20 protein-coding genes are annotated in these 24,689 nt (G+C 75.2%); 2 read left to right on the forward strand and 18 right to left on the reverse strand.

The window, feature by feature from the left end; genetic code table 11:
- Positions 1 to 9 precede the first annotated feature (9 nt).
- The 3 genes from ACHZ99_RS06740 to ACHZ99_RS06750 form a co-directional block, all read right to left on the reverse strand.
- Positions 10 to 933 carry an alpha/beta fold hydrolase gene (locus tag ACHZ99_RS06740; RefSeq protein ID WP_420303454.1) on the reverse strand — a complete coding sequence of 308 codons (924 nt, stop codon included), beginning with the start codon at positions 931 to 933 and terminating at the stop codon, positions 10 to 12.
- Positions 934 to 1,012: 79 nt separating this feature from the next.
- A complete protein-coding gene (locus ACHZ99_RS06745; protein ID WP_420303455.1) occupies positions 1,013 to 1,861 on the reverse strand; it encodes a GNAT family N-acetyltransferase in 849 nt (282 codons plus the stop codon).
- A gap of 71 nt (positions 1,862 to 1,932) precedes the next feature.
- A complete protein-coding gene (locus ACHZ99_RS06750; RefSeq protein ID WP_420303456.1) occupies positions 1,933 to 3,537 on the reverse strand; it encodes an alkaline phosphatase D family protein in 1,605 nt (534 codons plus the stop codon).
- 277 nt (positions 3,538 to 3,814) lie between these two features.
- Between ACHZ99_RS06750 and ACHZ99_RS06755 the strand changes: the two genes are divergently transcribed.
- On the forward strand, positions 3,815 to 4,873 hold the full coding sequence (locus ACHZ99_RS06755) for a terpene synthase family protein (RefSeq protein ID WP_420303457.1): 1,059 nt from the start codon (positions 3,815 to 3,817) through the stop codon (positions 4,871 to 4,873).
- Between the two features lie 7 nt (positions 4,874 to 4,880).
- On the opposite strand, the gene ACHZ99_RS06760 is transcribed toward ACHZ99_RS06755, so the two are convergent.
- The 7 genes from ACHZ99_RS06760 to ACHZ99_RS06790 form a co-directional block, all read right to left on the reverse strand.
- A complete protein-coding gene (locus tag ACHZ99_RS06760; RefSeq protein WP_420304000.1) occupies positions 4,881 to 6,344 on the reverse strand; it encodes a cytochrome P450 in 1,464 nt (487 codons plus the stop codon).
- A 143-nt stretch (positions 6,345 to 6,487) separates the two neighbouring features.
- Positions 6,488 to 7,108: a GTP-binding protein gene (locus ACHZ99_RS06765; RefSeq protein WP_420303458.1), complete on the reverse strand. Its 621-nt coding sequence runs from the start codon at positions 7,106 to 7,108 to the stop codon at positions 6,488 to 6,490.
- Complete coding sequence (locus ACHZ99_RS06770; RefSeq protein ID WP_420303459.1) at positions 7,089 to 7,442, reverse strand: DUF742 domain-containing protein; 354 nt, start codon at positions 7,440 to 7,442, stop codon at positions 7,089 to 7,091. The genes ACHZ99_RS06765 and ACHZ99_RS06770 overlap by 20 nt, the downstream gene beginning before the upstream one ends.
- Positions 7,439 to 7,825, reverse strand: coding sequence for a roadblock/LC7 domain-containing protein (locus ACHZ99_RS06775; RefSeq protein WP_018838691.1), 387 nt, complete (start codon positions 7,823 to 7,825; stop codon positions 7,439 to 7,441). The genes ACHZ99_RS06770 and ACHZ99_RS06775 overlap by 4 nt, the downstream gene beginning before the upstream one ends.
- A gap of 19 nt (positions 7,826 to 7,844) precedes the next feature.
- On the reverse strand, positions 7,845 to 9,536 hold the full coding sequence (locus ACHZ99_RS06780; protein ID WP_420303460.1) for a sensor histidine kinase: 1,692 nt from the start codon (positions 9,534 to 9,536) through the stop codon (positions 7,845 to 7,847).
- Positions 9,537 to 9,702: 166 nt separating this feature from the next.
- Positions 9,703 to 10,341: a phosphoribosyltransferase gene (locus tag ACHZ99_RS06785; protein ID WP_420303461.1), complete on the reverse strand. Its 639-nt coding sequence runs from the start codon at positions 10,339 to 10,341 to the stop codon at positions 9,703 to 9,705.
- Positions 10,342 to 10,458: 117 nt separating this feature from the next.
- Positions 10,459 to 12,597, reverse strand: coding sequence for an alpha-galactosidase (locus ACHZ99_RS06790; RefSeq protein WP_420303462.1), 2,139 nt, complete (start codon positions 12,595 to 12,597; stop codon positions 10,459 to 10,461).
- A 114-nt stretch (positions 12,598 to 12,711) separates the two neighbouring features.
- On the opposite strand from ACHZ99_RS06790, the gene ACHZ99_RS06795 reads away from it, so the two are divergent.
- Positions 12,712 to 13,503, forward strand: a complete 792-nt coding sequence (locus ACHZ99_RS06795; RefSeq protein WP_420303463.1) for a tyrosine-protein phosphatase — start codon at positions 12,712 to 12,714, stop codon at positions 13,501 to 13,503.
- Positions 13,504 to 13,553: 50 nt separating this feature from the next.
- Here the strand turns inward: ACHZ99_RS06795 and ACHZ99_RS06800 are convergent, their stop codons facing one another.
- Genes ACHZ99_RS06800 through hpnE form a run of 8 tightly spaced genes read right to left on the reverse strand, consistent with a single transcriptional unit; the run spans position 13,554 to position 24,468 of the window.
- Entirely contained in the window at positions 13,554 to 14,750 is a 1,197-nt protein-coding gene (locus ACHZ99_RS06800; RefSeq protein WP_420303464.1) for a hypothetical protein, read from the reverse strand.
- Positions 14,751 to 14,773: 23 nt separating this feature from the next.
- Positions 14,774 to 16,153 carry an aspartate aminotransferase family protein gene (locus ACHZ99_RS06805; RefSeq protein ID WP_420303465.1) on the reverse strand — a complete coding sequence of 460 codons (1,380 nt, stop codon included), beginning with the start codon at positions 16,151 to 16,153 and terminating at the stop codon, positions 14,774 to 14,776.
- Positions 16,150 to 18,081 (reverse strand): 1-deoxy-D-xylulose-5-phosphate synthase, encoded by a 1,932-nt coding sequence (dxs, locus tag ACHZ99_RS06810; protein ID WP_420303466.1) that lies wholly within the window; start codon positions 18,079 to 18,081, stop codon positions 16,150 to 16,152. Before dxs ends, ACHZ99_RS06805 begins: the two co-directional genes overlap by 4 nt.
- Position 18,082: 1 nt before the next feature.
- Entirely contained in the window at positions 18,083 to 19,135 is a 1,053-nt protein-coding gene (gene hpnH, locus ACHZ99_RS06815) for an adenosyl-hopene transferase HpnH (protein ID WP_420303467.1), read from the reverse strand.
- Entirely contained in the window at positions 19,135 to 19,800 is a 666-nt protein-coding gene (locus ACHZ99_RS06820) for a 1-hydroxy-2-methyl-2-butenyl 4-diphosphate reductase (protein ID WP_420303468.1), read from the reverse strand. The genes hpnH and ACHZ99_RS06820 overlap by 1 nt, the downstream gene beginning before the upstream one ends.
- Positions 19,800 to 21,854, reverse strand: a complete 2,055-nt coding sequence (gene shc, locus ACHZ99_RS06825) for a squalene--hopene cyclase (RefSeq protein WP_420303469.1) — start codon at positions 21,852 to 21,854, stop codon at positions 19,800 to 19,802. The genes ACHZ99_RS06820 and shc overlap by 1 nt, the downstream gene beginning before the upstream one ends.
- A 50-nt stretch (positions 21,855 to 21,904) precedes the next feature.
- The gene (locus ACHZ99_RS06830) at positions 21,905 to 22,999 is read right to left on the reverse strand and encodes a polyprenyl synthetase family protein (RefSeq protein ID WP_420303470.1); all 1,095 of its coding nucleotides are present in this window, start codon (positions 22,997 to 22,999) and stop codon (positions 21,905 to 21,907) included.
- A gap of 23 nt (positions 23,000 to 23,022) precedes the next feature.
- Positions 23,023 to 24,468 carry a hydroxysqualene dehydroxylase HpnE gene (gene hpnE, locus ACHZ99_RS06835; RefSeq protein WP_420303471.1) on the reverse strand — a complete coding sequence of 482 codons (1,446 nt, stop codon included), beginning with the start codon at positions 24,466 to 24,468 and terminating at the stop codon, positions 23,023 to 23,025.
- Positions 24,469 to 24,689: the final 221 nt, after the last annotated feature.

Raw genomic sequence — 24,689 nt, forward strand, 5'->3', positions numbered from 1 at the left:
CCCCGTCGGTCACACGTGCTTGTCGAGCCAGTCGAGCAGGTCGGCCTGGACCTCGTCGCGGTTCGTCTCGTTGAGGATCTCATGGCGGGCCCCGGGGTACGCGCGCCAGGTCGGCTCCCGCAGCCCGGCGTAGCGGAAGTCCTCCAGCAGCTCGGCGACGTGCGTGAGGCCCTGGTTGCACGGGTCGCGGTCGCCGACGGCGAGGTGGACCGGGAGGTCGGCCGGGATGCGCGCCACGTGGTACGGATCGTTGATCTTCCGGGTGCCGAGCACCCAGCCCAGCGACAGCGCGACGTCGAAGGGGAAGCCGCAGCGCTCGTCGGCGACGTAGGCGTCGACCTCGGCGGCGTCGCGGGAGAGCCACTCGAAGCCGGTGCGGTGCTCGTACGGGTCGTTGAACGACGCGAAGATCTCCGGGACGAAGTCCGAGAGGCCGCCCCGCCCCCGCCCGGCGGCCTCCTCCGCCAGCCGGCGCACCGCGGTCTCGGTCTCCACGCCGGGCAGGCTGCGCAGGATGCCGGTCAGGACCAGGCCGGCCAGCCCCTCGCCGTGCTCCTGGGCGTAGTCGCGGGCAAGCATCGAGCCCATGCTGTGGCCGAGGAGGACGAAGGGCAGCCCTGGGTGGTCCGCGCGCAGCCGGTCGCCGACGGCGGTGAGGTCGCCGACGACGGCGCGCCAGGGGTCCGCGTCGCCGGTGCCGGTGACGCCGTAGCCGCCGGTGGCGGCGGCGGTGGCGCCGTGGCCGCGGTGGTCGGAGGCGACGACGCCGTAGCCGCGGGCGGTCAGCAGGCGGGCGAACCGGTCGTAGCGCAGGGCGTGCTCCGCGGCGCCGTGCACGATCTGCACCAGCGCCCGCGGCCGGCCGCCGCCGGGCAGCCAGGTGTACGTGGCCACGGGGGTGCCGTCCGCGGCCTCAAGGGTGTCGGAGTGCATGCGGCTCGCCTTCCTCGCGGTCGTTCGGGTGCGGGACGTCCCGGCTCCAGCCTCTCCCGCCGGGGCGCCCGGCACCAGATCAGCCGCCGAAGGAGAGCACGAGGTGGTCCTCCACGGGTACGTAGCCGAGCCGCCGGTACAGCGCGTTGGCGGTGGGGTTGGCGAGGTCGGTGAAGAGCAGCACGTCGGCGGCGCCGGCGGCCAGCGCCGCGCGGCTCACGGCGGCGGTGGCGGCGGCCGCGTAGCCGCGGCGGCGCAGCGGCGGCGGGGTGTAGACGGGGGCGACGCGGACCATGCCGGCGACGGTGCGGGTGACCCCGGCGTACGACACGGGCCTTCCGCCGTCCTCCCAGAGCGTCGCCCCGCCGTACGCGAGCCGGTCGTCGACGGCGCGGGCCGGGTCGCCGGAGCCGCTGCCGGACTCGGCGGAGAACTCCCGGGTCCAGCCGGTCAGCAGGTCCCGGTCCGCCGCCGTCGCCACCCGGGCCCGCCCGGCGGGCGCCGGGTCGGGCGGCACCAGCTCCGCCAGCCGGTAGAGCCGGTTCCGCTCGGCCACGGCGGCGGCCGTACCGGTGCGCTCGGTCCAGGCGGCGGCGAACGCCTCGGCCGCGTCCCGCCCGCCGTTGACGCCGGGGGTCGGCAGCCCGCCGGCGGCGCGCAGCCCGGCCAGCCCGGCGGCGGCGGCCGCCGGCATCCGGGACAGCAGCGGCGGGAAGGGCGGCGTGGCCAGGTACGCCCCGGCCACCCGCCCGCCCGGATCCCGCCACCAGCCGAACTCCGGCTCCCCCTCGCCGTACCGGTCGGGCCCGGTGGCGGCGAGCGCGGCCGCCACCGTCAGCAGGACGGTGTGCGGGGCGGCGTCGGCGCGCAGGAACGGGCCGGCGGCGTCGGTGAAGGCGTCGAGGTCGTGCGTCGTCGTCCAGCTCATGCCCCACCCTGCCCCGCCGCCGCGCCGGGGCGCACGTGCGTTTCCGGGCGCCCCGGCGCGGCGGCCGCGGTTCAGGGCTGTGCGGCGGCCGGCTGCTCCACCTCCTGAATGCCGGGGGTGCCCGCCGCCACGTGGATCCGGGCCCGGGTGAGGACGGGCGCGCCGGGGGTGGCGACGTACGGGACGACGCGGTAGTCGGTGCGCCAGTGCGCGCGGGTCACCTGGCAGACGCCGTAGCCGCGCTGGACGTTGTGGAACTTCATGTGCGGGTTCTCCTGCAGCCAGACCCGGCCCCACTCGTCCTGGTCCGAGCCGTTGCCGCCGGAGCTGACCGAGGTGCCGAGGAACTCGACGCCGACGGTGGCCGAGTCGGGGTCGTCGAAGTCGTGCTTGAGGTCGGCGGCGACGCTGCGGTGGGCGTCGCCGGTGACGACGACGAAGTTGCCGACGCCGCGCCGCTCGACGCCGTCGAAGATCCGCTGCCGCGCGGCGGCGTAGCCGTCCCAGGTGTCCATGCCGAACGCCTGCTCGATCCCCGCGGCGGAGTCGCCCTGCATGGTCATGATCTGGTTGGCCATCACGTCCCAGGTGGTGCGCGACCGGGCGAGCCCGTCGAGCAGCCAGGCCTCCTGCTCGGCGCCGAGCATGGAGCGCTCCGGGTCGAGCCGCTCGTCGCAGCCGATCTGCCGGCCGTCGCCGCACGCCTGGTTGTCGCGGAACTGGCGGGTGTCGACGACGTGGAACTGGGCGAGGGTGCCGTAGGGCAGCCGGCGGTAGAGCTGTATGCGCGGCCCCTGGGGCAGGGAGGAGCGGCGCAGCGGCAGGTTCTCGTAGTACGCCTGGAGGGCGGCCGTGCGCCGGGCCTCGAACGCGGGGCCGCCGACGTCGTGGCCGTCGAGGCCGTCCGCCCAGTTGTTGTCGACCTCGTGGTCGTCGAGCACGACGATCCACGGGTGGGCGGCGTGCGCGGCCTGGAGGTCCGGGTCCTGCTTGTACTGGCCGTAGCGCACCCGGTAGTCGGCGAGCGAGTGGATCTCGTGGGCGGGCAGGTGGCCGCGCCCGGCGGTGCCCTGGGCGCTGCCCTCGTAGATGTAGTCGCCGAGGTGGACGACGACGTCGAGGTCCTCCCCGGCGAGATGGCGCAGCGCGGTGAAGTGGCCGTCGGGGTAGTTCTGGCAGCTGATGAACGCGAAGGCCATCGAGTCGATCGCGGCGTCGGCGGCGGGCGCGGTCCTGGTCCGCCCCACGGCGCTCACGTGCCGGCCGACGCGGAAGCGGTACCAGTACTCCCGGTCGGGCCGCAGCCCGCGCACCTCGGCGTGGACGGAGTGGCCCAGCTCCGGTACGGCCAGTTCGACCCCGGCGCGCCGGACCCGCCGGAACCGCGGGTCCTCGGCGATCTGCCAGAGCACCGGCACCTTGAACCCGGGCATCCCGCCCCGGCCGTCCGCCGCCAGCGGCTCGGGCGCGAGCCGGGTCCACAGCACGACCCCGTCCGGCGCCGGGTCGCCGGAGGCGACGCCGAGGGCGAACGGGTCGCCGCGGAAGCGGGGGTCGGCCCACGCGGGGGCGGCGGACAGGGCGGCGACCGGCAGCGCGCCGGCCAGGGACACCCCGGACGCGAGCGCGAGGAACCTGCGGCGGCTGAAACCGGGGGTGCTGGTGAAACGAGACAAGGGGCCTCCCAGTGAGCGGTGCCTGGCGGTCCTGAGTGACGCGTGGGGGGCCGCACCAACATAGGGGCGGGCGGGCACGGTTGGGCACCTCTGCGGCGAACACGAGCGAACGGAAGAGCAACAGCGGGTGCGGTCGGGCGCGGGGCGCCGTGTCTCATATCGCTCGGCGCTTTCCGTCGTAGGTATAGCCAAAGAAGCGGCGGAAAGGTTGCCGCCGACGAGTGCACGGGCAGATACGGCCCGTCACTGTCGATTCCTGGCCACGAGGAGACAGAACATGACACTCAAGAAGAACAGGAGTCGCGCAAGTTTTGACGAAACGACTCCCCAGGAGGTCCATTTTCCGTCTATCTCGTGCCGGATTCCGGCCCTGCTGCACCCGGAGGCGGCCGGTCTGGACGATCACATCATCGCCTGGGCGCGGCACGCCGACCTCATCCGCGACGGCCTGGCCACCGCCCACTTCCACCGCGCCGGCTTCGGCCGGTTCGCCGCCGCCGTCTACCCCCGCGCCGACCGGGTGGAGCTGGTCGCCGAGTGGCAGCTGTACAACTGGATCGTGGACGACCAGCTGGACGAGGGGCACGTCGCCCGCACCACCGCCCAGCGGCTGCGCACCGCCGCCGAGCTGTGCGCCCAGCTCGACCCCGACCTCGACGCGCCGGCCCCCGCCGGCCCGCTCGCCGCCGCGCTCGCCGACCTGTGGGAACGTACGGCCAAGCCCCTCTCGCACGCCTGGCGGGCACGGTTCGCCGCGCACTACCGCGACTTCCTCGCCTTCACGATCCTCCCGCACACCGAACCGGCCCGGATCGCCCGCCAGTCGCTCGCCGACTTCCAGCGCCGCCGGCGGCTCAACTCCGGCTGCGAGATGAGCTTCGACCTGATCGAGCCCGCGAACTCCACCGAGCTCCCGCCCGCGGTCGCCGCCAGCGACGCGTACCGGGCCGTCCGCGACGCCGCGAACGACGTCATCTCCTGGACCAACGACATCTACTCGGTGCGCAAGGAGATCGCCCGCGGCGACCACGACCACCTCGCCGCCGTGCTGCGGCGCCTGAACGGCGGCGGCTGGCAGGACGCGCTGGACGAGGCGGCGGCCCGGGTGGCGGCGCGTACCGAGGACTTCACCGCCGCCTGCCGGGACGTACGCGCCATGCGGCCGCTGTTCGGCCTGGGCCCCGGCGGGTGGGCGGTGGTCGAGGAGTCACTCGCCGACCTCGGCCACTGGATCGCCGGCAGCCTCGAATGGCACCGCTGGTCGCCGCGCTACCGGGAGGTGGCCACCACGAGGGCCGGAGTCGCGCCCGCCTACATAGAGCCGCACCTCGTCTGACGGCGGCTCAGTACCCGCGCCACCACGCGACCAGCGTCCGCCACAGCGACGCCCGCCGCCGCCCGCCGGCCTCCGCACGCGGCCCCGCCGGGAGGCCGTTGGCCCGCTGCGGATGCGGGGCCGGGTCCGGGTGCGCCGGCGCGCCGCCCCCGGCGGCCGGACCGGCCGCGGACGCGCTCGCCACCGCGGCGGGCACCCGCTCCTCGGCGGCCGGCTTCGCCCGTACGCCGTTCGCGGGCACCGACGGCCCCGACACGACCACCGCCGCCGGCTCGGCGGCCGCCCGGCTCTCCGGGGTGACCGGGGTGAACGCCACGGGCAGCTCCACCAGCTCGCGGGAGAGCAGCGACGTGCGGTGCTTCAGCTCCTCCTCCGGCACCGCCAGGCTCAGGTCCGGCAGCCGCGCCAGCAGGGTGTCGATCCCGGTGTCGGCGATGGCCCGGCCGATGTCCTGCCCGGGGCACTCGTGCGGGCCACCGCTGAACGCCAGGTGCGAGCGGTTGCCGTGCACCGGGACGGCGAGGTCGGGGCGGATCCCGGGGTCGAGGTTGCCCGCGGCCAGGCTGAGGATGAGCAGGTCCCCGGCCTTGATCTGCTGGCCGGCCAGCTCGGTGTCCCCGGTGGCGTACCGCCCGTAGACGGCGGTGAACGGCGGCTCGTCCCACAGCACCTGCTCCAGCGCGTCCGGCAGCGTCATGTGGCCGCCGGCCAGGTTGCCGCGGAAGCGGGTGTCGGTGAGCACCATGCGCAGCGTGTTCGCGATCAGGTTGGCGGTGGTGGAGTAGGCGGCGATCAGCACCAGCCGCAGGTGCTCCACCAGCTCGTCGTCGCCGAGCCCGGACTCGTGCGCGATCAGCCAGGACGCGAAGTCGTGCCCGGGGTCGGCCTGCTTGCGCGCCACCAGCTCCCGCAGCGTCCCCACGATGTGGTCGTTGCTCGCGATCGCGGTCTCGGAGCCCTTGACCATGTCCCGGGCCGCCTCGACCAGCTGCGGGCCGTACGACTCGGCCATGCCCAGGGCCTTCGTCATCACCAGCATCGGCAGGTGCTCCGCGAACTGCCCCACCAGGTCCGCCCGGCCGGTCGGGGCGAACTCGTCGACGAGCTGGCCGGAGAAGCGGGTGACATGGCGCCGGATGCCGTGCCGGTCGAAGCGCTTCATGCTGTCGGTGACCGCGGAGCGCAGCCGGCGGTGCTCGGAGCCGTCCACGAACGAGCACATCGGCACCCAGGTCACCAGCGGCAGCAGCGGGTTGTCGGGCCCGACCTGGCCGTCCCGCAGAAAGCGCCAGTTGCGCGAGTCGCGGGAGAAGCGGGTGGGGTTGCGGGTGACGTCGAGCAGCTCGCGGTAGCCGAGGACCAGCCAGGCGGGCAGGTCGCCGTGGACGAGGACGGGGGCGACCGCGCCGTGCTCGGCGCGCAGCCGCTCGTAGAGGCCGTACGGGTTCGAGGACGCCTCGGCGCCGTGCATGCGGGCCGGGCCGCCCGCGCCGCCGGCGTGCGCGGGACAGCCCGGCGGCGGGGCCGCGGGGGCGCCGTCACCGGCGGGCCCGGCGGCCGGTTCGGCGGCCGGGTCGGGTGGCTCTGTGGGCGGTACGGGGCCGGAATCGGTGGTCACGACGCCTCCGTGGTCAGGGCGATGGAGTGCAGGAAGCGCACCAGGGACTTGAGGACGCCGCGGGAGGAGTCACGGTCGCGCGCGTCGCAGGTGATGAGCGGTACGTGCGCCGGCAGGTCCAGCGCGGCGCGTATCTCGTCGACGGTGTGGTGGGGCGCGTCCGGGAAGCGGTTGACCGCGACGAGGAAGGGCACGGCGCCCTCCTCCAGCCGGCCGAGCACGTCGAAGCAGGCTTCGAGCCGGCGGGTGTCGACCAGCACCACGGCGCCGAGCGCGCCCTCGAAGAGCCCCTGCCACAGGAACCAGAAGCGCTGCTGGCCGGGCGCGCCGAACAGGTAGAGCACCAGCCGCTCGTTGAGGCTGATCCGGCCGAAGTCCATGGCGACGGTCGTCTCGCTCTTGTCCGGCACGCCGGCGAGGTGGTCCACGCCCTCGCCGGCCCGGGTCATCGTCTCCTCGGTCGTCATCGGCTCGATCTCGCTCACCGCGCCGACCATGGTCGTCTTCCCGACGCCGAATCCGCCGACGACCACGACCTTGACCGACGTCGTCGCCGAGGCCGGCAGCAGGTCCTCGCTGCGCGGACCCACGACGGCGTCAAAGCTGTTCGAGTCCATCCATTACTTCCTCGAGGAGTCGCAGGTCTGCCACGGGTGGCACGGAGGAACGGGTCTCGACCGCGCCCTCCGCCATCAGGTCCGCCACGAGCACCGCCACCGCGCTGAAGGGCAGGCGCAGATAGGCGGACAGCTCGGCGACGGACAGCGGCGCGCGGCACAGCCGGACGATGGCCGCGCGCTCGGGTTGTGTCCCGGGCGTCGGCCGCGCCCGCGAGATGACGAGGGTGACCAGGTCGAGTGCCTCCTGGGCGGCGGTGCCGCTGCGCCCTCCGGTGATGACGTAGAGCCGTTCGGGACCGTCGTCGTGCCACTCCGGGTCCGCTTCTTTCATATGGCCTGTCCGTCGCTCCGCGGTGGGCTTGTCAGGTGTGCCCCGATGCGTGCGACGAGATCCCGCATGCGCTGGCCCATGAGGCCGGCGTCGACCCCTTCGTCGGCCGCGACCGCCAGATACGCTCCGGCCCCCGCGGCCATGAGATAGAAGAAGCCGCCGCTGACCTCGATGACCAGCATCCGCATCTTGCCGTTGCTGTCCGGGAACACGCTGGCGATCGACTTCGCCAGGCTCTGCAGCCCGGCACAGGCGGCCGCGAGCCGGTCGGCGGTGTCCGGCTCGGTGCCGTGCTGTGCCATCCGCAGCCCGTCGGAGGACAGGACCACGACGTGCCGGGTCTCGGGGACGCTCTCGGCCAGATCCCGGAGCATCCAGTCCATGTCCGCTCGCTGCGCCACGTCAGCCCTCCTCGCCCGATGGTGGATTCGACGGTTCCGCTGCTCCGTCGCCGTGCGGTGGCCGGGTGGAGCGCTCCGGGCGTATCTCCCCGACGTCCTGCGTGCCCTCGTCCGGGGCGTCCGGCCCCGGTTCCCGCGGCGTTCCGGCGGCGGGGGCGGTTCCCGCTGCCGGGGCGGGGTCCGCGGCCGGGGCCTCGCCCTCCAGCCCGCGGGTGAAGTCGCCGAGCCACAGGCCCGGTTCGACGGCGCCGCCCGCCGCCGCGCCGTTCTCGGTCCCGGCGGAGTACGCGGTGGCGGTGCGCCGCCCCGCCACGCCGCCGGCGGCCGGGTCGGCCGGCGGCACGGCCGGGGCCCGGCGGCGGCGCTGCGGCAGGCTGCTGCCGGAGGCCGGCTCGGCGGTCGCCGGCGGCGACGGCTGCGGGCCGGCCCGCCGCGCGGCGGGCACCCGGTCGGAACCGGTGGGGGCGCCGTCCCGGGCGGGGGCGTGGGCCTCCGGGGGCTTGAGCGGGCGGGGCCCGGAGGTGGTGCCGATGCCGTGGGCGGCGCCGGTGGCGGGCGTGGTGGTGAGGAGGACCTGCGGCACGACGAGCACCGCGCGCACGCCGCCGTACGCCGACGGGCGCAGCGAGACGCGGAAGTCGTACGCCTGGGCCAGCCGGCCGACGACCGCGAGGCCGAGCCGCGGCGTCTCGCCGAGGTCGTTGAGGTCGATGCCGGCCTGGGCCTCGGCGAGCATGTGCTCGGCGCGCTCGCGCGCCTCCTCGCTCAGGCCCACGCCGCCGTCCTCGATCTCGATGGCGACGCCGGACTGGACCTCGGTGGCGGACAGATGGACCTTGGCGTGCGGCGGCGAGTAGCGGGTGGCGTTGTCGAGGAGTTCGGCGACGGCGTGGATCAGCGGCTCGACGGCCGAGCCGACGACGGCCACCTCGGCCACCGGGTGCAGCTCGACCCGCTGGTAGTCGATGATCCGGGACATGCCGCCGCGCAGCACGCTGTAGAGGGCGATGGCCTTGCCCCACTGCCGGCCGGGGCGGTCGCCGCCGAGCACCGCGATGCTGTCGGCGAGCCGGCCGACCAGGGCGGTGCCGTGGTCCAGCTTGAGCAGGTCGGCGAAGAACTCGTGCCGCCGGCCGTGCCGGTGCTCCATCTCCCGCAGGCTGCTCGCCTGCTGGTGGATGATGGCCTGTACCCGGCGGGCGATGTTGACGAACCCGCGCTCGGCGGAGACGCGCAGGTCCTCGGCGTTCTGCACGGCCTCGACGACGGAGCGCAGCGCGGTCGCGTGGGCGGCGCGCACCTGCGGGCTCAGCGACTTCTCCGCCTCTATGGCCGTCAGCACGTCCTCGGCGTAGTCGCCCCGCTGGAGCCGCGCAACGGCCTGGGGCAGCAGCCCCGCGAGCCGCACCATCTCGGCCTCCTGGGCGGCGAGCCGGCGCTCCCACGCGGCCTGGTGCTCGGCGTGTCTCGCGTACAGCTCGCTGGCGGCCCGCCCGCGGCGCTCGGCCTCGGCGGCGGCGAGCGCGACGACGAGGGCGGCGACGGCGCCGCACACGGCGACCGGGGTGCGCGCGTCCGCGGGGACGAGCGGCAGGGCGATGGCCGTGCACACGACCACGACGGCGGTGGGTATCAGCCACCAGCGGACGAAGCCCGTCCGCCGGCCGCCGGAGGCGGGTCCCGCTGGATCCATCAGCATCCTCAGGGTCGAACGACTGTATGACGCCGGGCGATCACGCTCAGCATCGCAAGCAGCTTAGTGCGCTCCGCTTGCCGCTGGCATAGGTTCACCGCATGTCCAACCGACGCCCGATTCACGTTAGTTGAGGGTCGCTCGGCGATCCGGTTCTGACCGAATTTCAGCGGGTACCGAGCAGTTCGAGTACATCGGCATCCGACAGCTGCTCGAAGTCGTCGTACCAGAGTCCGACCGCGCCGAACGACGCCGGCGTGGCCAGGCACACGACGTCGTCCGCCTCGCTCCGGACTGCCCGCAGCCCGCCCGGGGACGCCACCGGCACGGCCAGGGTGAGCCGCGCGGGCTCCGCGGCCCGGGCCGCGCGCAGGGCCGCGCGGGCGGTCGCGCCGGTGGCGAGCCCGTCGTCCACGACGACGGCCCAGCGCCCGGCGAGCGCGGGCGCCGGCCGGCCGCCCCGGTAGACGTCCTCGCGGCGGCGCAGCTCGGCGCGCTCGCGCTCGGCGACGGGCGCGAGGTCGTCCGCGGTGAGCCCGGCGCCGGCGAGGGCGTCCGGGTCGTAGAGCGGCGGGGCGCCGCCCGCCACCGCCCCGAGGCCGTACTCCGGGTGGTGCGGGTGGCCGATCTTGCGGACGAGGAGGACGTCGAGCGGGGCGCCGAGGGCGCGGGCGACCTCGTACGCGACGGGCACGCCGCCGCGCGGCAGCGCGAGCACCACGGCGGCGGGCGCCGGGCCCGGACGGCCGTCCCGCAGCCGCCGGGCGAGGGCGCGGCCGGCCTCCGCGCGGTCCGTAAAGCGCATGGTCCCGCTCCGTCGTCGGTCTCCCCGCCGGTCACGTCACATTGTGCGACGCCCCGGGCGGGGCCGCACCTCCGCGCGGCGCGCGTACGGGCCGCGGGGCGGCCGCGGGCCGGCCGGTCAGCGGCGGCGCAGATGCACCACCGTGGCGTCGAGGTCGCCGGCCAGCCCGGTGTGCAGCCCGCGGTGCGCGAGCACCGCGCCCCGCAGCACCGCGCCCGGCTCGCCGCCGGCCAGCACCTCGTACTCCGCGGCGGTGTCCAGCGCGGCGAGGCGCAGCGGCGGCAGCGGCTCGCGGTAGCGCTGCGCCTGGAGCCAGGCGAGGACGACGACCTCCTCCGCGCGCCCGGGGTCGTCGCCGAGGACGTACTGCACCGCGCTCAGGCCCTCCTGCGGCTCCCGCAGCCGGTACAGCCGGCCGAGCTGGACGGCGGGGCGGATCCGCTTGTACAGCTCCACCCAGCGCCCGGCCTCGGCCAGCTCGGCCGCGCTCCACCGGGCGAGGTCGCCGCCGACGCCGAGCACCCCGGCCATGGCGCTGACGCAGCGGTAGCGCAGGCTGCTGACGCGGTCCTGCATCTGCTCGTTCGGGCTGTCGGTGACCCAGGCGGCCGTGACCCGGGCGGGGTGGATCTGGCCGATGCCGTGCTGGATCGGCAGCCGGTCGAGCGGGTCGGTGTTGTCGGAGGTCCACACCTGGTCGGTACGGGACAGGATGCCCAGGTCGATCCGGCCACCGCCGCCCGAGCAGGACTCGAAGGCGACGTGCGGGTGCGCGGCGCGCAGCCGGTCGATCAGGTCGTAGAGCCCCTGCACGTGCGGGACGGAGGGGTCGGTGCGGGCGCCGGGCTCGGTGAGGGAGCGGTTGAAGTCCCACTTGACGTAGTCGATGGGCGCGGAGCGCAGCAGCGCGTCGAGCCGTTCCCACAGGTACGTCCGGACCTCGGGGCGGCCGAGGTCGAGCACCAGCTGGTGGCGGAACTCGGTGCGCCGGCGGCCCGGGCGGTGGTGCACCCAGTCGGGGTGGGCGCGGTAGAGGTCGCTGTCGGGGTTGACCATCTCCGGCTCGACCCAGATGCCGAAGTGCATGCCGAGGCCGTGGACCTCGTCGGCGAGCGGCTTGAGCCCGTCGGGGAAGCGGTCGGGGTTGGGCGTCCAGTCGCCGAGCCCGGCCCGGTCGTCCGTGCGCCGGCCGAACCAGCCGTCGTCGATGACGAACAGCTCGACGCCCATCGCCGCGGCCCGGCGGGCCAGCTCGCGCTGGTGGCCCTGCTCGACGTCGAACTTGGTGGCCTCCCACGAGTTGTACAGGACGGGCCGCGGGACGTGCGCGTCCGGTACGACGTGCGCGAGCTGCCAGGCGTGCCAGGCGCGGGACGCGGCGCCGAAGCCGCCGGCCGTGTAGAGCCCGGCGAAGACCGGCGCGGTGTACGACTCGCCGGGCGCGAGCCGGACCAGCCCGGAGTCGTCGTGCCCGGCGCCGCCCACGGCCTGCACGACGCCGTCGTCGAGCTGCTGCACGGCGATGCGCCAGGACCCGGACCAGGCCAGCGCGCAGCTGTGCACCTCGCCGTGCTCCTCGCCGGCGGTGCCGTCGTCGAGGGCGATCCAGGGCAGGTGGCGGTGGGAGGTGTGGCCTCGGCGGCTGCCGATGACGGTCTCGCCGGGGGTCAGCTCCGCCCGGGCGAGCAGGCTCTCGGCGGCCCAGCGGCCGTGCAGGTGGGACAGCCGGCGGCGGTCGGCGCGCGGCAGGGTCCAGGCGGCGGAGTCGAGCCGCAGCAGGTCCAGCGCGGGGTCGTCCGGGCGGCCCTCGTGGACGGCGGTGGCCCAGCGCTCCAGCACGTCCGCGCCGGCGCGCATGCGGTAGTGCAGGGTGACGGCGAGGCGGTGCTGAGGGTCGTGGAAGGCCAGGCGCAGCTCGTCGCCGCCGGTCTCGGCGCCGCGGAACTCCCACTCGCTGCCGCGGCCGCCCGGTCCGCCGTCGCCGTCGCCGTCGCCGTCCGCGGTGCGTACGGACAGGGCGGGCCGGACGAAGCGGGCGCCGCCCTCGACGGGGTACTCCTCCCGCCCGTCGAGGCGCGACTCGAAGGAGCGGCCGCGCGGCAGCCGTTCGGCGGCCAGCGCCTCGGCGTCGGCGAGCGTCAGCCGCGGGCCCCAGTGGAGGTGCACCAGCTCGTCGTGCCGGGTCAGCCGCAGCGCGTAGCTGCTCTCCGGGCCCGACAGCAACCAGACCCGACCGTTCTCACCGATCTCGACCATCGCGTCTCCCATAACTCAACAGAGACACACAACATCGCAGCCCGGGGGATGCTTGTCCAGCGTGCCTTTGTCGTACTGTCAAAGGGTTGTCCCACGCCACGCCAGGGAGATCCGATGACCCAGACCACGGAGCCCGAGCTGACGGGTGTCCGCAACTTCCGCGACGTCGGCGGGCTGCCCGCCGCGGGCGGCGGCCGGACCCGGCACGGCCGGCTCTACCGCAGCGGGCACCTCGCCCACGCCACCGCCGAGGACACCGCCTTCCTCGGCTCGCTCGGCCTGCACACGGTCTTCGACTTCCGCAACGCCGCCGACATCCGCCTCGACGGCCCCGACGTCGACCTGCCGGGCGTACGGCACGTCAACCTGCCGCTCAACGACCCCGCGGAGGGCAAGGAGTTCTGGAAGCTGGTCCGCGACGGCGACATACCGACCCTCCGGTCGCTGCTCGGCGACGGCAAGGCCGCGGCCCGCATGGAGGACTCGTACCGCGACATGATCCTCAACCGCAACGCGGAGCACTCCCGGGTGCTGCACGCCCTGGCCGACGGCGGCACGCCCGCCCTGCTCCACTGCGCGGCCGGCAAGGACCGGGCCGGGCTGACCGTCGCGCTCGCGCTGCTCGCCGTGGGCGTCGAGCGGGAGGCGATCGAGACGGACTACCTGGAGTCCAACGCGCAGCACCGGCGCTACCGGGTCCAGCGCGGCGAGCAGGCCCAGGGCGGCACGTCGCCGGAGGTGATGGAGCTGCTGAGCCCGCTGTTCGACGCGCGGGCGAGCTACCTGGGCGCGGCCTTCGACACGATCGCCGAGCGCTGGGGCGGCATCGACGGCTACCTCCGCGAGGCGCTGGAGCTGAGCGACGCGACCCGCGAGCGGCTGCGCGCACAACTGCTCGACGGCTGAGCTCCGGTCGCCGCAGCCGCAGTGACGCGGCGCTTCCCCAGGCGGCGCGGTTACGCGTCCGCCGGCTCCGGCTCGGCCACCCAGCCCGCCGCGAGCACCAGCCCCGAGGCGCGGTGCACGGCGACGAAAGCGAAGGGCCGGTCGTAGCGGGCCGTCACCAACTTCGCCTCCCGCTGCGGCACCGCGCCCGGCGTCGCGCCCAGCGCGGACACCGCCGCGGCCCGGAAGCCGACCGCCGTGAAGGTGGCGGTCGCGGCCTGCCGCGCGGAGGTGACCGCGAGTGGCTCGCTGCCGGTGACGCCGGGGAAGTGGCCGCGGCTGTCGTCGGAGGCGGCCGCCAGGCCGAACAGCCTCGGGTCGGCCAGCAGGTCGTGGTCGCCGGCCACGGTGAAGGGGACCGTGGTCACGACGAGCCGGGGCTCCGGGCTCGTCGACGCCTCGTACGAGACGGCCACCCCCGGCGCCGGCTCGCCCTCGGGCAGCTCGCCGCCGGGCGTCAGCCCGTACCCGCCGCCGACCGCCTCGACGGCGGCGCCCGTGACCGCGCCGCCGGGCGCCGACTCGGGGCCGAGCGCGAGGTGGACGTCGATGCCGTGCTCGCCCTGGACCTCGTAGAGCGTCAGCGGGCCCAGCGGGGTTTCGGCGACGCGCAGCCGGTCGGTGGCGCCGTGGGCGTGCAGCAGCTTGTTCACCCGCCGGCGGCGCCAGGGCCCGTGGCGCAGCGGCGCCGCCCGCTGCTGGTCGAACGGAACGGTCCAGTCGGTCCGTACGAGCAGCGCCGAGGCCAGCACCAGCCGGGTCCGCGGGGAGAGCGCCACCGGCATCGCGGGGATCAGCCCGTCGGTGCGCCCGGCCGCCCAGGCGTCCAGCGCCGCCCGGTCCGCGGCGGCGTCGCCGCTGAGGAGCCCGCGGACGCCGGGCGGCAGCTGCGCCGCCCACTGCGGGCGCGGCTCGATCAGGTCGCCGCGGAACCAGAGCCCGAGTGCGGCGTCCACGCCGGGCATCCGGTCCAGGGCGCCGAGGAGTTCGCGCCCGGCGGCGACCGCGTCCTGCGCGGGTACGCCGAGGGCCTCCGCCAGCTCCGCGCGGGCGGGCCCGTCGGCCGCCCCCGCGAGCAGCGCGGCCGGCGGCCACAGGCCCGCGGCGGTGAGCACCGTGCCGCGGCCGTCCCGTACCGCCGCCCGCGCCCAGCGCGCCGTCATCGCCCCCACCGCGAGCACCGTCGGCCGCGGGATCTCCTCGCCCATCCGGGCAGCGTAACAACGGCCGGTCAGCGGCCGGAGACCGCCTGTTTGGCCAGGGTCCTGCCGAACTCCCAGATCAGCCCGCCGCCGGCGTGCGCCTCGTCCATCACGGCGGTGAACGCGTCCAGGAACCGCCGCACCTCCGCCTCCCCGATCACCAGCGGCGGCAGCAGCTTGATGACCTCCTGCCGGTCCCCGGAGACCTGGGTGAGGATGCGGTGGCGCTGGAGCAGCGGCACCACGATCAGCTGCGAGAACAGCCCCTTGCGGGCGGCCTGGAGCAACGTCCAGCGGCCGCGCAGCTTCAGCGACTCCGGCCTGCCGAACTCGATGCCGATCATCAGCCCGCGGCCGCGGACGTCGTGCAGCAGCTCGTACCGGTCGACCAGGGCGGCGAGTTCGGTCCGCAGCAGGTCGCCGGTGTGCCGGGCGTTCTCGACGAGCCGCTCGTCCTCCAGCACGTGCAGGGTGGCGAGCCCGGCGGCCATGGCGGGCGCGTTGGTGCCGAAGCTCGCCGAGTGGACCAGCACGCGGTCCATCGAGGAGTAGACCTTCTTGAAGATCCACTCCCGGCCGAGGGTGGCGCCGACGGGCACGTACCCGCCGGACAGCGCCTTGGCGACGCAGACGAGGTCGGGCTCGGCGCCCTCGTCGTGCTGGTAGGCGAAGAACTCGCCGGTACGCCCCATGCCCGTCTGCACCTCGTCGGCGACCAGCAGCCCGCCGTGCCGGTGCAGCAGCTCCCGGGCCGCGCGCAGGTACCCGGGCGGCGGCGCGTGCACGCCCTTGCCCTGGATCGGCTCGACCACGAGCGCCGCGACGTCGCCGGCGCGCAGCTCGCGCGCCAGCGCGTCGAGGTCGCCGAGCGGGACCGCGGTGTCCGGCAGCAGCGGCGCGAAGCCGTCGCGGAAGGCGCCGACGCCGTTGACGGACAGCGAGCCGGTGGTCAGCCCGTGGAACGCCTGGTCGCAGTAGAGGACGCGGGGCTTGCCGGTGGCGTAGCGGGCGAACTTCAGCGCGGTCTCCACCGCCTCGGTGCCGCTGTTGGAGAAGAACACCCGGTCCAGGTGCGGCGCGTACGCCAGCAGCTTCTCCGCCAGCAGCCCGGGCAGCGGCTGGCAGTCGAAGCGGGTGAGGTCGGCGAGGTCGAGGTCGAGCACGTCGTGCAGGGCCTTGCGGACGACCGGGTGGTTGCGGCCGAGGCCCATGACGCCGAAGCCGGCGAGGAGGTCGAGGTAGTCGCGGCCCTCCTCGTCGTAGAAGTACGCGCCCTGGCCGCGCACGTACGTCTTGTCGAAGCCCAGCGTGTGCAGCATCCGCGGCAGCTGGTGGTTGAGGTACCGGGCGTGCAGGTCGTAGCGCTCTCCCCCGCGCTCGGCCAGCAGCGCCGCGATGTCGAAGCTCATCGGTTGCTTTCTTCCCTCTCCCTGGTACGGGCCCGCTCCCCGGTACGGCCCGGCTCCCCGGCCCGGGCGGCGGGCACCGAGCCGACGGCGGCGGCGATCCGCTCCGGGGTCAGCCCGGCCCCGGCGAGCACCCCGGCCCGGCTGCCGTGCGGCAGGAACCGCTCCGGCAGGCCGAAGGTGCGCAGCGGCACGTCGACGTCGGCGTCCCGCAGCGCCCGCGCGAGGGCGGCGCCGACGCCGGAGGCGGCGCTGTTGTCCTCGACCACGGCGACGACGCGGAACCGGCCGGCGAGCGCCGGCAGTTCCCCGTCGACGGGCTTGACCCAGCGGGGGTCGACGACGGTGCAGCCCAGCCCCCGCGCGGCGAGCAGCCCGGCGGCCTCCAGGCAGACGGGCGCCATGGCGCCGACGCCGACGAGGAGCACGTGCTCACGCTCGTCGCGGCGCAGCACGTCCATGCCGCCGACCCGCCCGGTCGCGGGTATCGGCTCGGACACCGTGCCCCGGGGGAAGCGCACGACGGTGGGCGCGTCGTCGACGGCGACCGCCTCGCGCAGCTGGGCGCGCAGCTGGTCGCCGTCGCGCGGGGCGGCGATCCGCAGGCCCGGGACGACCTGGAGGACCGACATGTCCCACATGCCGTGGTGCGACGCGCCGTCCGGCCCGGTGACGCCGGCCCGGTCGAGCACGAACGTCACCCCGCAGCGGTGCAGCGCGACGTCCATCAGCACCTGGTCGAAGGCGCGGTTGAGGAACGTGGCGTAGACCGCGACGACGGGGTGCAGCCCGCCGGTGGCCAGGCCGGCGGCGCAGACCGCGGCGTGCTGCTCGGCGATGCCCACGTCCCAGACCCGGCCGGGGTGTGCCGCGGCGAAGGCGGCGAGCCCGGTCGGGTGCAGCATGGCGGCGGTGATCGCCACCACGTCGTCGCGCTCGGCGCCGATGCGTACCAGCTCGTCGGAGAAGACCGACGTCCACGACGGCGCGCCGGGCGGCGCGACCGGCGCGCAGGTGGCCGGGTCCATGACGCCGACCGTGTGGAAGCGGTCGGCGTCGTCGTCCAGCGCCGGCTGGTAGCCGCGGCCCTTCTCGGTGAGGCAGTGCACGAGGACCGGCCCGCGGAACCGCCTGGCGCGGCGGAGGGCGGACTCGACGGCGGCGATGTCGTGGCCGTCGACGGGACCGACGTACTTCAGCCCGAGGTCCTCGAACATGCCCTGCGGGGCGAAGGCGTCCTTGAAGCCCTTCTTCGCGCCGTGCAGCGAGTCGTACAGCGGCTTGCCCACCACCGGGGTGCGGTCGAGCAGGTCCTTGCCCCAGGACAGGAAACGCTCGTAGCCGTCGGTGGTGCGCAGGGTGGCGAGGTGGTCGGCGAGGCCGCCGATGGTCGGCGAGTAGGAGCGTTCGTTGTCGTTGACGACGATGACCAGCGGGCGGTCCCGGGCGGCGGCGATGTTGTTCAGCGCCTCCCAGGCCATGCCGCCGGTCAGCGCGCCGTCGCCGATGACGGCGACGACGGCGTCGTCCCTGCCGCGTACCTCGTTGGCCTTGGCCAGACCGTCCGCCCAGCCGAGCACCGTGGAGGCGTGGCTGTTCTCGATCACGTCGTGCTCGGACTCGGCCCGCGAGGGGTAGCCGGACAGGCCGCCCCGGCCGCGCAGTCCGGAGAAGTCCCGGCGGCCGGTGAGCAGCTTGTGCACGTAGCTCTGGTGCCCGGTGTCCCACAGGACGCGGTCGGCCGGCGAGTCGAAGACCCGGTGCAGGGCGATGGTCAGCTCCACCACGCCGAGGTTCGGCCCGAGGTGGCCGCCGGTGCGGGCGACGGCCGGGACGAGGAACGCGCGGATCTCCCCGGCCAGTTCGCCCAGCCGCTCCGGCGGCACCGCCTTCAGGTCGCGCGGGCCGCCGATGCTCTCCAGGAGGGACATCTCATTCGCCTCCCCCTCGCGCACCCCCTCGGGCGCGGTTGCCGCCGACCGTCTCCCGCGCGGCGCGCAGCGACTCCTTCAGGGAGGAGGTGGTGGCGAGGATGGAGGTGGGCTCGTACCCGCAGTGGGCCATGCAGTTGGCGCACCGGGGGTCCCGGCCGCGGCCGTACTTCTCCCAGTCGGTGTCCTCGACCAGCTCCCGGTACGTCGGCACGTAGCCGTCGCTCATCAGGTAGCAGGGGCGCTGCCAGCCGAAGAGCGAGTAGTTGGGGATGGCCCAGGCGGTGCAGGGGAAGTCGACCTTGCCCTCCAGGAAGTCGAGGAAGAGCGGGCTGTGGTTGAGCCGCCACCGCTTGCGGTTGCCGCCGGCGAACGCCTTCTTGAACAGCTCGCGGGTCTGCTCGACGCCGAGGAAGTGCTCCTGGTCGGGCGCCTTCTCGTAGGCGTAGGCCGGGGAGATCATCATCTCGTCGACCTGGAGGTCGTCGTTGAGGAAGTCGAGGACCTCGACGACGGTCTGCGGGGTGTCGGTGTTGAAGAAGGTGGAGTTGGTGGTGACCCGGAACCCGCGCCGCTTCGCCTCCTTCATCGCCTCGACGGCCTCGTCGAAGACGCCCTCCTTGGCGACCGACTCGTCGTGCCGCTCGCGCAGCCCGTCGATGTGCACGGCGAAGGCGAAGTAGGGCGAGGGCTCGAACTTGTCGAGCTTCTTGCGCAGCAGCATCGCGTTGGTGCACAGGAAGACGTACTTCCTGCGGGCCACGAGCTGCCGCACGATCTCGTCGATCTGAGGGTGCATGAGCGGCTCGCCGCCCGCGATGGAGACCATCGGCGCACCGGACTCCAGCACGGCGCCGACCGCCTGGGCCACCGGCATGCGCTGCTTGAGCACGCCCGCGGGGTGCTGGATCTTCCCGCAGCCTTCGCACTTGAGGTTGCAGGCGAAGAGGGGTTCGAGCTCGACGATCAGCGGAAACTTGTCCCGCCGCTTGATCGTCCGCTGCGAGAAGAGATAGCTGGCAACCTTGAGCGACTGGCGCAGTGGCATGGCCATCAGGTTCGCCTCCTGGGAATCTTCACATGTCGGTGCCATTCGAAAAATGCCGGAAGAACTGAGCTGAGCACGCGGTACGCGGCGATGCCGCCGCGCAGCGTTCCGAATCGGACGAGTTCATGCTCGGGCGCGTCCACGACCACCCGGACGGCGGCAACCGGCCGCGGTCCGGCCGCCGCGGCGGCCGTGCGCAGGGTGGCGGCGGACTCCATGTCGACGGCGACCGCGCCGCGCTCGCGCAGCCGGGCCCGGCCGGCGGCGCCGCGTACGACGCGGTCGGTGCCGAGCAGCAGCCCGGTGTGCACCCGGGCGTCGAGGAGCGCGAGGGCGTCGAGGAGCGGCCCGTTGTCCGGGCAGCCGGTGGCCCCGGCGCCGTCCCCATCCGCGCGGACGGCGTCGGCGACGACGACGTCGCCGGGGCGCATGTCCGGCAGCAGCCCGGCGCAGAATCCGGCGGCGATCACCGGCGCGCCCCGGTACGGGTCCTCCGCGAGCCGGCGGGCCACGGCCCGCTGCGCCCGCTCGGGGCCCATCCCGGTGCGCAGCACGGCGACCGGTCCCGCGCCGCCGGCCGCGCCCTCGGCGCGGCCGGTGCCCGCCCTGAGCGCCCGGCGTTCGATGCCGAGCGCGCAGACGACGAGCAGCGGCGCGGGTGAGTCGGGCATCAGGCCCCCCGGCCGGTCCCGGCGGCCGGCTCGCGGCCGGCGGTCGCGGACAGATAGCGGCCGAGTGCGGTGAGCGGGAAGACCAGCCGGTACAGGTGGTAGTTGATGGAGAAGTCCCAGGGGAAGCCGGTGCCGGTGAACTGCGGTTCGTCCCAGGATCCGTCGGGCAGCTGGGTACGGGCCAGCCAGGCCACCCCGCGCTCGACGGCCGCGCTGTCGTGCTCGCCGGCGGCGAGCAGCGCGAGCAGCGCCCAGCCGGTCTGCGAGGCGGTGGAGTCGCCGCGGGCGATCCACTCCGGGTCGGGGTAGGAGCGCAGGTCCTCGCCCCAGCCGCCGTCGTCGTTCTGCACGCTCTCCAGCCAGGCGACGGCCCGCCGGATCGCCGGGTGCGACGTGGGCAGCCCGGCGGCGACGAGCGCCGGCACCGCCGACCCCGTGCCGTACAGGTGGTTGACGCCCCAGCGGCCGAACCAGCCGCCGGCCGCCTCCTGCTCGGCGAGCAGCCAGGCGACGCCGCGGCTGGCGTGCGGGTCCTGGCCGAGCTTCTCGCCGGCGAGCATCTCCACGACGTGCGCGGTGACGTCGGCCGAGGGCGGGTCGATGACCTCGCCGAAGTCGCAGAAGGGCAGCTTGTTGGGGAGGATCGAGGTGTTGTCCACGTCGAACGCGCCCCAGGCGCCGTTCTTCGACTGCATGCCCGCCAGCCAGCGGACGGCGCGCTCCACGGCCGCGTCGACGCGCGCCGGGTCGGGGTGCACCACGCGGCGCAGGGCGAGCACGACCTCGGCGGTGTCGTCGGTGTCGGGGTAGTTGTCGTTGTGGAACTCGAACGCCCAGCCGCCGGGGGTGAGCCCGGGGCGCCGTACGGACCAGTCGCCGGTGGCCAGCACCTGTTCGGCGAGCATCCAGTCGGCGGCCTTGACGAGCTGGGGGTGGTCGGCGGGAACGCCCGCGTCGACCAGCGCGATGGTCGCCAGGCAGGTGTCCCAGACCGGGGACTGGCACGCCTCGATCATGCGGACCGGGCCGTCGTCGCGCGTGTCTCCCGTCCCACGCGCGCCGTCGTCGTCCGCCGCCGGCTTCGCCGCCCCCGTGCCCACCGCGGTGCCCGCGCCGTCGGACCAGACCGCGAAGCGGTCCAGCGACTCCAGGCCGGCCTTCAGCACCGGGTGGTCGAGGTCGTAGCCCAGCAGGTGCAGGGCGATCACCGAGTAGACGGCGGGCGGCTGGATGCCGCCCCAGCAGCCGTCGCTCTCCTGCCGCTCGATGATCCAGCGGGCGCAGGAGCGCAGCGCGGCCTTGCGCAGCGGGCGCAGCGCGACCCTGCGGTAGGCGTGCAGCGCCCGGTCCAGCCGCTGAAAGACGCCGTCCCAGGTCACCGGGGACGCCTGCGGCCGGGGCGGGGCGGGGGCCGCGGGGTCGGCGTGCAGCTCGTCGAGGGTGAACGGACCGGGGCGTACGGGGCGCTTGGCGGAGACCACCGTCAGCGGCACGATCGTCTGCCGGGCCCAGCAGCCGAAGTCGTAGATGTTCAGCGGGAACCAGGACGGCAGGTAGATCAGCTCGGGCGGCAGCTCCGGCAGGTCCTCCCAGCGCCACCAGCCGAACAGCGCGAGCCAGATACGGGTGAAGACCCGGGCGGCGGCGACGCCGCCCTGCGCGCGCACCCAGGCGGCGGCCCGGGCCATGTGCTCCTCGTCGGGCGCGTCGCCGGCGAGCCGCAGCGCGACGTACGCCTCGACGGTGGCGGACAGGTCGCCGGGGCCGCCGTGGAACGTCGCCCAGGCGCCGTCCGGGCCCTGCCGGCCGCGGACGAAGCGGGCGGCGGCCCGGGTGGTGTGCTCGTCCCGCACCCCCAGGAACTCACGGAGCAGCAGGTCCTCGGCGTCCATCGTGACGTTGGTCTCCAGGTCGCCCTTCCACCAGCCCTCGGCGTCCTGCCGGCCTAGGAGGTTGGCGCTCGCCCGCTCGACCGCCCGCGTCGCGGCCAGTAAAGCCGCCGCTCCCCGGGGGGCGGTGTCGGCTGCGTGGCCGCCATCGGCAGTGGCTTTCATGCACACCCCTTTTCGAAGGAACGTCCGGACGTGCGGCCCGGGCGTCGGATTCAGTGCCGGCGTACGACGACGAAGTCGGCGAGGGCGGTGAACCGTTCGCGGATGTCGTCGGGCATCTTGACCTCGTCCAGCGAGGCGAGAGCGCTTTCGTGCTGCCTTCGTGCCTCCTCCTGGGTCCACCGGCGGCCGCCGGCTTCTTCGATCAACGCGGCCCGGGCGGCGAATTCTTCCTCGTCGAAGCCGTTTTCCGCACCGGTATTTCGGTCATCGGCGTTTTTGGCGTCGGCGGCGAGCACCGAAGCCAGCTCCGCGGAGGCCGCCCCGCCGGCGGCGAGGGCCGCGCACACCGGCAGCGACTTCTTGCGCTGGCGCAGGTCGCTCCAGGTCTGCTTGCCGGTGACGGCCGGCTCGCCCCAGATGCCCAGCACGTCGTCGACGGCCTGGAAGGCCAGGCCCAGATGGAGTCCGTAGCGCTCCAGCGCGTCGGCCGCCTCGTCGCCGGCGCCGCCGAGCACGGCGCCGACGGAGCAGGCGCACGCGAGCAGCGCCCCGGTCTTGTTGCCCTCCATCTCCAGGCACTCGGCGACGGTGACGCTCTCGCGGTGCTCGTACGCGATGTCCTGCGCCTGGCCGTCGATGAGCTTGCGGGTGGCGGCGTTGAGGCGGCGGGCGGCGCGCGCCGACTCGGGCGTGCCCGGCTGCAGGAGGAGTTCGCCGCCGAGCGCGAGGAGCGCGTCGCCGACGAGGATGGCCTGCGCCGGGCCGTGCACCTTCCACACCGTGTCCCGGTGGCGCCGCTGCTCGTCGCCGTCCATCAGGTCGTCGTGCAGGAGGGAGAAGTTGTGCACCAGCTCGATGGCGACGGCGCCCGGGACGCCGGTCTCGGGGGCGGCGCCGGCGGCCTCGGCGGCGAGCAGCGCGAGCGCGGGCCGGACGGCTTTGCCGCCGTCCGCGTCCGCGGGGTTGCCCCGGGCGTCGATCCAGCCGAAGTGGTAGGCGGCGACGGTGTCCATGGGGGGCACGAGCCGGCCGACCACGGACCGCAGCACGGGGTTCGTCAGCGCCCGGGCCTGGTCCAGCAGGGCCAGCACGGCGGCGGCGCCCGGGGTGGCCGCGTTGTCGGTGTCCGGTTCGGGACGGGGCACGTTCTCTCCTCCGATGACGGATCTCACACTGCTGCCAGCAGGTTCCGCGGCACCTCGCGGCCCAGGTCGCCGAGCGTCTCGCGGACCGCGGCGAGGCCGCTGAGAACGGCGCTCTCCATGGTCGCGGGCCACCCGGTCGCGGTCCACGCGCCGGCGAGCGCGAGGCCCGGCGCCTGCGTCCTGGGCCCCGGGCGAAGCCGGCCCACGCCCGGGGCCGGGGCGAAGGTCGCGGTGCGCTCGCGGGTGACGAAGAAGTCGCGCACCCCGGCGCCGCGGGCGTCGGGCAGCAGCTTCGCCAGTTCGGGGAGGTAGCGCTCGCGCAGCTCGGCGACCGGCCGTTCGATGTCGTCCTGCGCGGCGGACTGCGACACGGCCACGTACTGGCTGCCCCGGCCGGCGGGGGTGGCGGCCAGCCCGGAGGCGTCCGTGCGGTCGAAGATCCACTGCACCGGGGTGCCGACCGCGGCGGTGAACGGGGTGTGCAGCACCTTGCGGTCGTACACGACGTGCAGGTTGAGGATCGGCGCGGTGCCGATCTCCAGCAGCCGGTCCTTGTGGTCGAGCGCGCCGGGCGGCAGCAGCCCGTGCGTCTCGCGCTGCGGTACGGCGAGGACCACGGTGTCGGCGGCGAGCGTCGTCGTGGCGGTCCGGCCCGCGCGTTCCGGTCCGGCGGCCACGCCGACCTGCCAGCCGCCGGCCGGCGTACGGCGCAGCCCGGTGACCCGGCTGCGCAGCAGGATGCGGGCGCCGGCCCGCTCCAGCCGGCGGCGGGCGAGGGTGTCGTGCAGCTCGCCGAGCGGCACGTGCGCCCAGCCGATGTCGGCGGCGCCGCGCTCGGTGAGCAGCCCGGTCCGGAACACCATCGCGGCCAGTCCCAGGGAGGCGTCCGGCGCGAAGGCGTTGAGGGTGGCGACGCCGACCAGGTCCCACAGCGCCTCGACGGCCCGCGGGGACTGCCCGTGCCGGTGCAGCCAGCCGGCGAAATCCACGCCGTCCAGGGCGGGGTCGGCGGGGTCGAGCCGCTTCATCGCCAGCGCGGCGCGGCCCACGCTCGCCCGCTCCGCGAGCGACAGGTGCGGGTAGCGGGCGAGGCTGGTGGCGAGGTGCAGCGGCACCGGCAGGTCGGCCCGGCCGAGCCGGCCGCCGCGCGGCCCCGGGCCGCGGCGGGCCGGCCTGGCGGCGTCGAGCACGGGCACGTCCAGGCGGCGCTGCAGCGGGGCGAGCCCGCTGCCGCCGACCTCGTCGAGGAACCACCGGTACGCGGCGCAGCAACGCAGGTAGACGTGCTGGCCGTTGTCGACGGTGAGGTCGCCGCGGCGGAAGGAGAAGGCGAGCCCGCCCAGCCGCGGGCGGCCTTCGACGAGCGTCACGTCGAGACCGGCGTCGGCGAGTCCCATGGCGGCGGTCATCCCGGCCAGCCCGCCGCCGACGACCACGGCGCGCGGCCGGCCGGGACCGGAGTCAGCCATCACCGACCACCTCTCCACCCGCGGCGCACCCACTATGTCTGGCCCGCGCGACCGTTCCGCACACCTGGCGGCGCCGCGGCGCGCGCTCCTGCGCCCCGTGCGCCGCGGCGCACGCCGCGGGCGCTGCCGGGCGCCCCCGGCCGGTGCGGCGCGCGGCGTTTACCGGCCGGGCGGCGGGCACGTACGGCGGGGTCCCGGGCGCGGCGGGCGCCGGCCGCACC

Origin of the sequence: Streptomyces sp. MAR4 CNX-425 (genome assembly GCF_048656465.1) — a bacterium.
In the GTDB taxonomy this organism is placed as follows: Bacteria; Actinomycetota; Actinomycetes; order Streptomycetales; family Streptomycetaceae; genus Streptomyces.

Coding starts and splice junctions, on each gene's coding strand:
- ACHZ99_RS06740 (WP_420303454.1), bottom strand. CDS start 933: ATGCACTCCGACACCCTTGAGGCCGCGGACGGCACCCCCGTGGCCACG.
- ACHZ99_RS06755 (WP_420303457.1), top strand. CDS start 3,815: ATGACACTCAAGAAGAACAGGAGTCGCGCAAGTTTTGACGAAACGACT.
- ACHZ99_RS06790 (WP_420303462.1), bottom strand. CDS start 12,597: ATGGTCGAGATCGGTGAGAACGGTCGGGTCTGGTTGCTGTCGGGCCCG.
- ACHZ99_RS06770 (WP_420303459.1), bottom strand. CDS start 7,442: ATGAAAGAAGCGGACCCGGAGTGGCACGACGACGGTCCCGAACGGCTC.
- dxs (WP_420303466.1), bottom strand. CDS start 18,081: ATGTCCCTCCTGGAGAGCATCGGCGGCCCGCGCGACCTGAAGGCGGTG.
- hpnH (WP_420303467.1), bottom strand. CDS start 19,135: ATGGCCATGCCACTGCGCCAGTCGCTCAAGGTTGCCAGCTATCTCTTC.
- ACHZ99_RS06760 (WP_420304000.1), bottom strand. CDS start 6,344: ATGCACGGCGCCGAGGCGTCCTCGAACCCGTACGGCCTCTACGAGCGG.
- ACHZ99_RS06795 (WP_420303463.1), top strand. CDS start 12,712: ATGACCCAGACCACGGAGCCCGAGCTGACGGGTGTCCGCAACTTCCGC.
- ACHZ99_RS06785 (WP_420303461.1), bottom strand. CDS start 10,341: ATGCGCTTTACGGACCGCGCGGAGGCCGGCCGCGCCCTCGCCCGGCGG.
- ACHZ99_RS06805 (WP_420303465.1), bottom strand. CDS start 16,153: ATGAGCTTCGACATCGCGGCGCTGCTGGCCGAGCGCGGGGGAGAGCGC.
- ACHZ99_RS06820 (WP_420303468.1), bottom strand. CDS start 19,800: ATGCCCGACTCACCCGCGCCGCTGCTCGTCGTCTGCGCGCTCGGCATC.
- hpnE (WP_420303471.1), bottom strand. CDS start 24,468: ATGGCTGACTCCGGTCCCGGCCGGCCGCGCGCCGTGGTCGTCGGCGGC.
- shc (WP_420303469.1), bottom strand. CDS start 21,854: ATGAAAGCCACTGCCGATGGCGGCCACGCAGCCGACACCGCCCCCCGG.
- ACHZ99_RS06775 (WP_018838691.1), bottom strand. CDS start 7,825: ATGGACTGGATGCTCCGGGATCTGGCCGAGAGCGTCCCCGAGACCCGG.
- ACHZ99_RS06780 (WP_420303460.1), bottom strand. CDS start 9,536: ATGGATCCAGCGGGACCCGCCTCCGGCGGCCGGCGGACGGGCTTCGTC.
- ACHZ99_RS06765 (WP_420303458.1), bottom strand. CDS start 7,108: ATGGACTCGAACAGCTTTGACGCCGTCGTGGGTCCGCGCAGCGAGGAC.
- ACHZ99_RS06745 (WP_420303455.1), bottom strand. CDS start 1,861: ATGAGCTGGACGACGACGCACGACCTCGACGCCTTCACCGACGCCGCC.
- ACHZ99_RS06800 (WP_420303464.1), bottom strand. CDS start 14,750: ATGGGCGAGGAGATCCCGCGGCCGACGGTGCTCGCGGTGGGGGCGATG.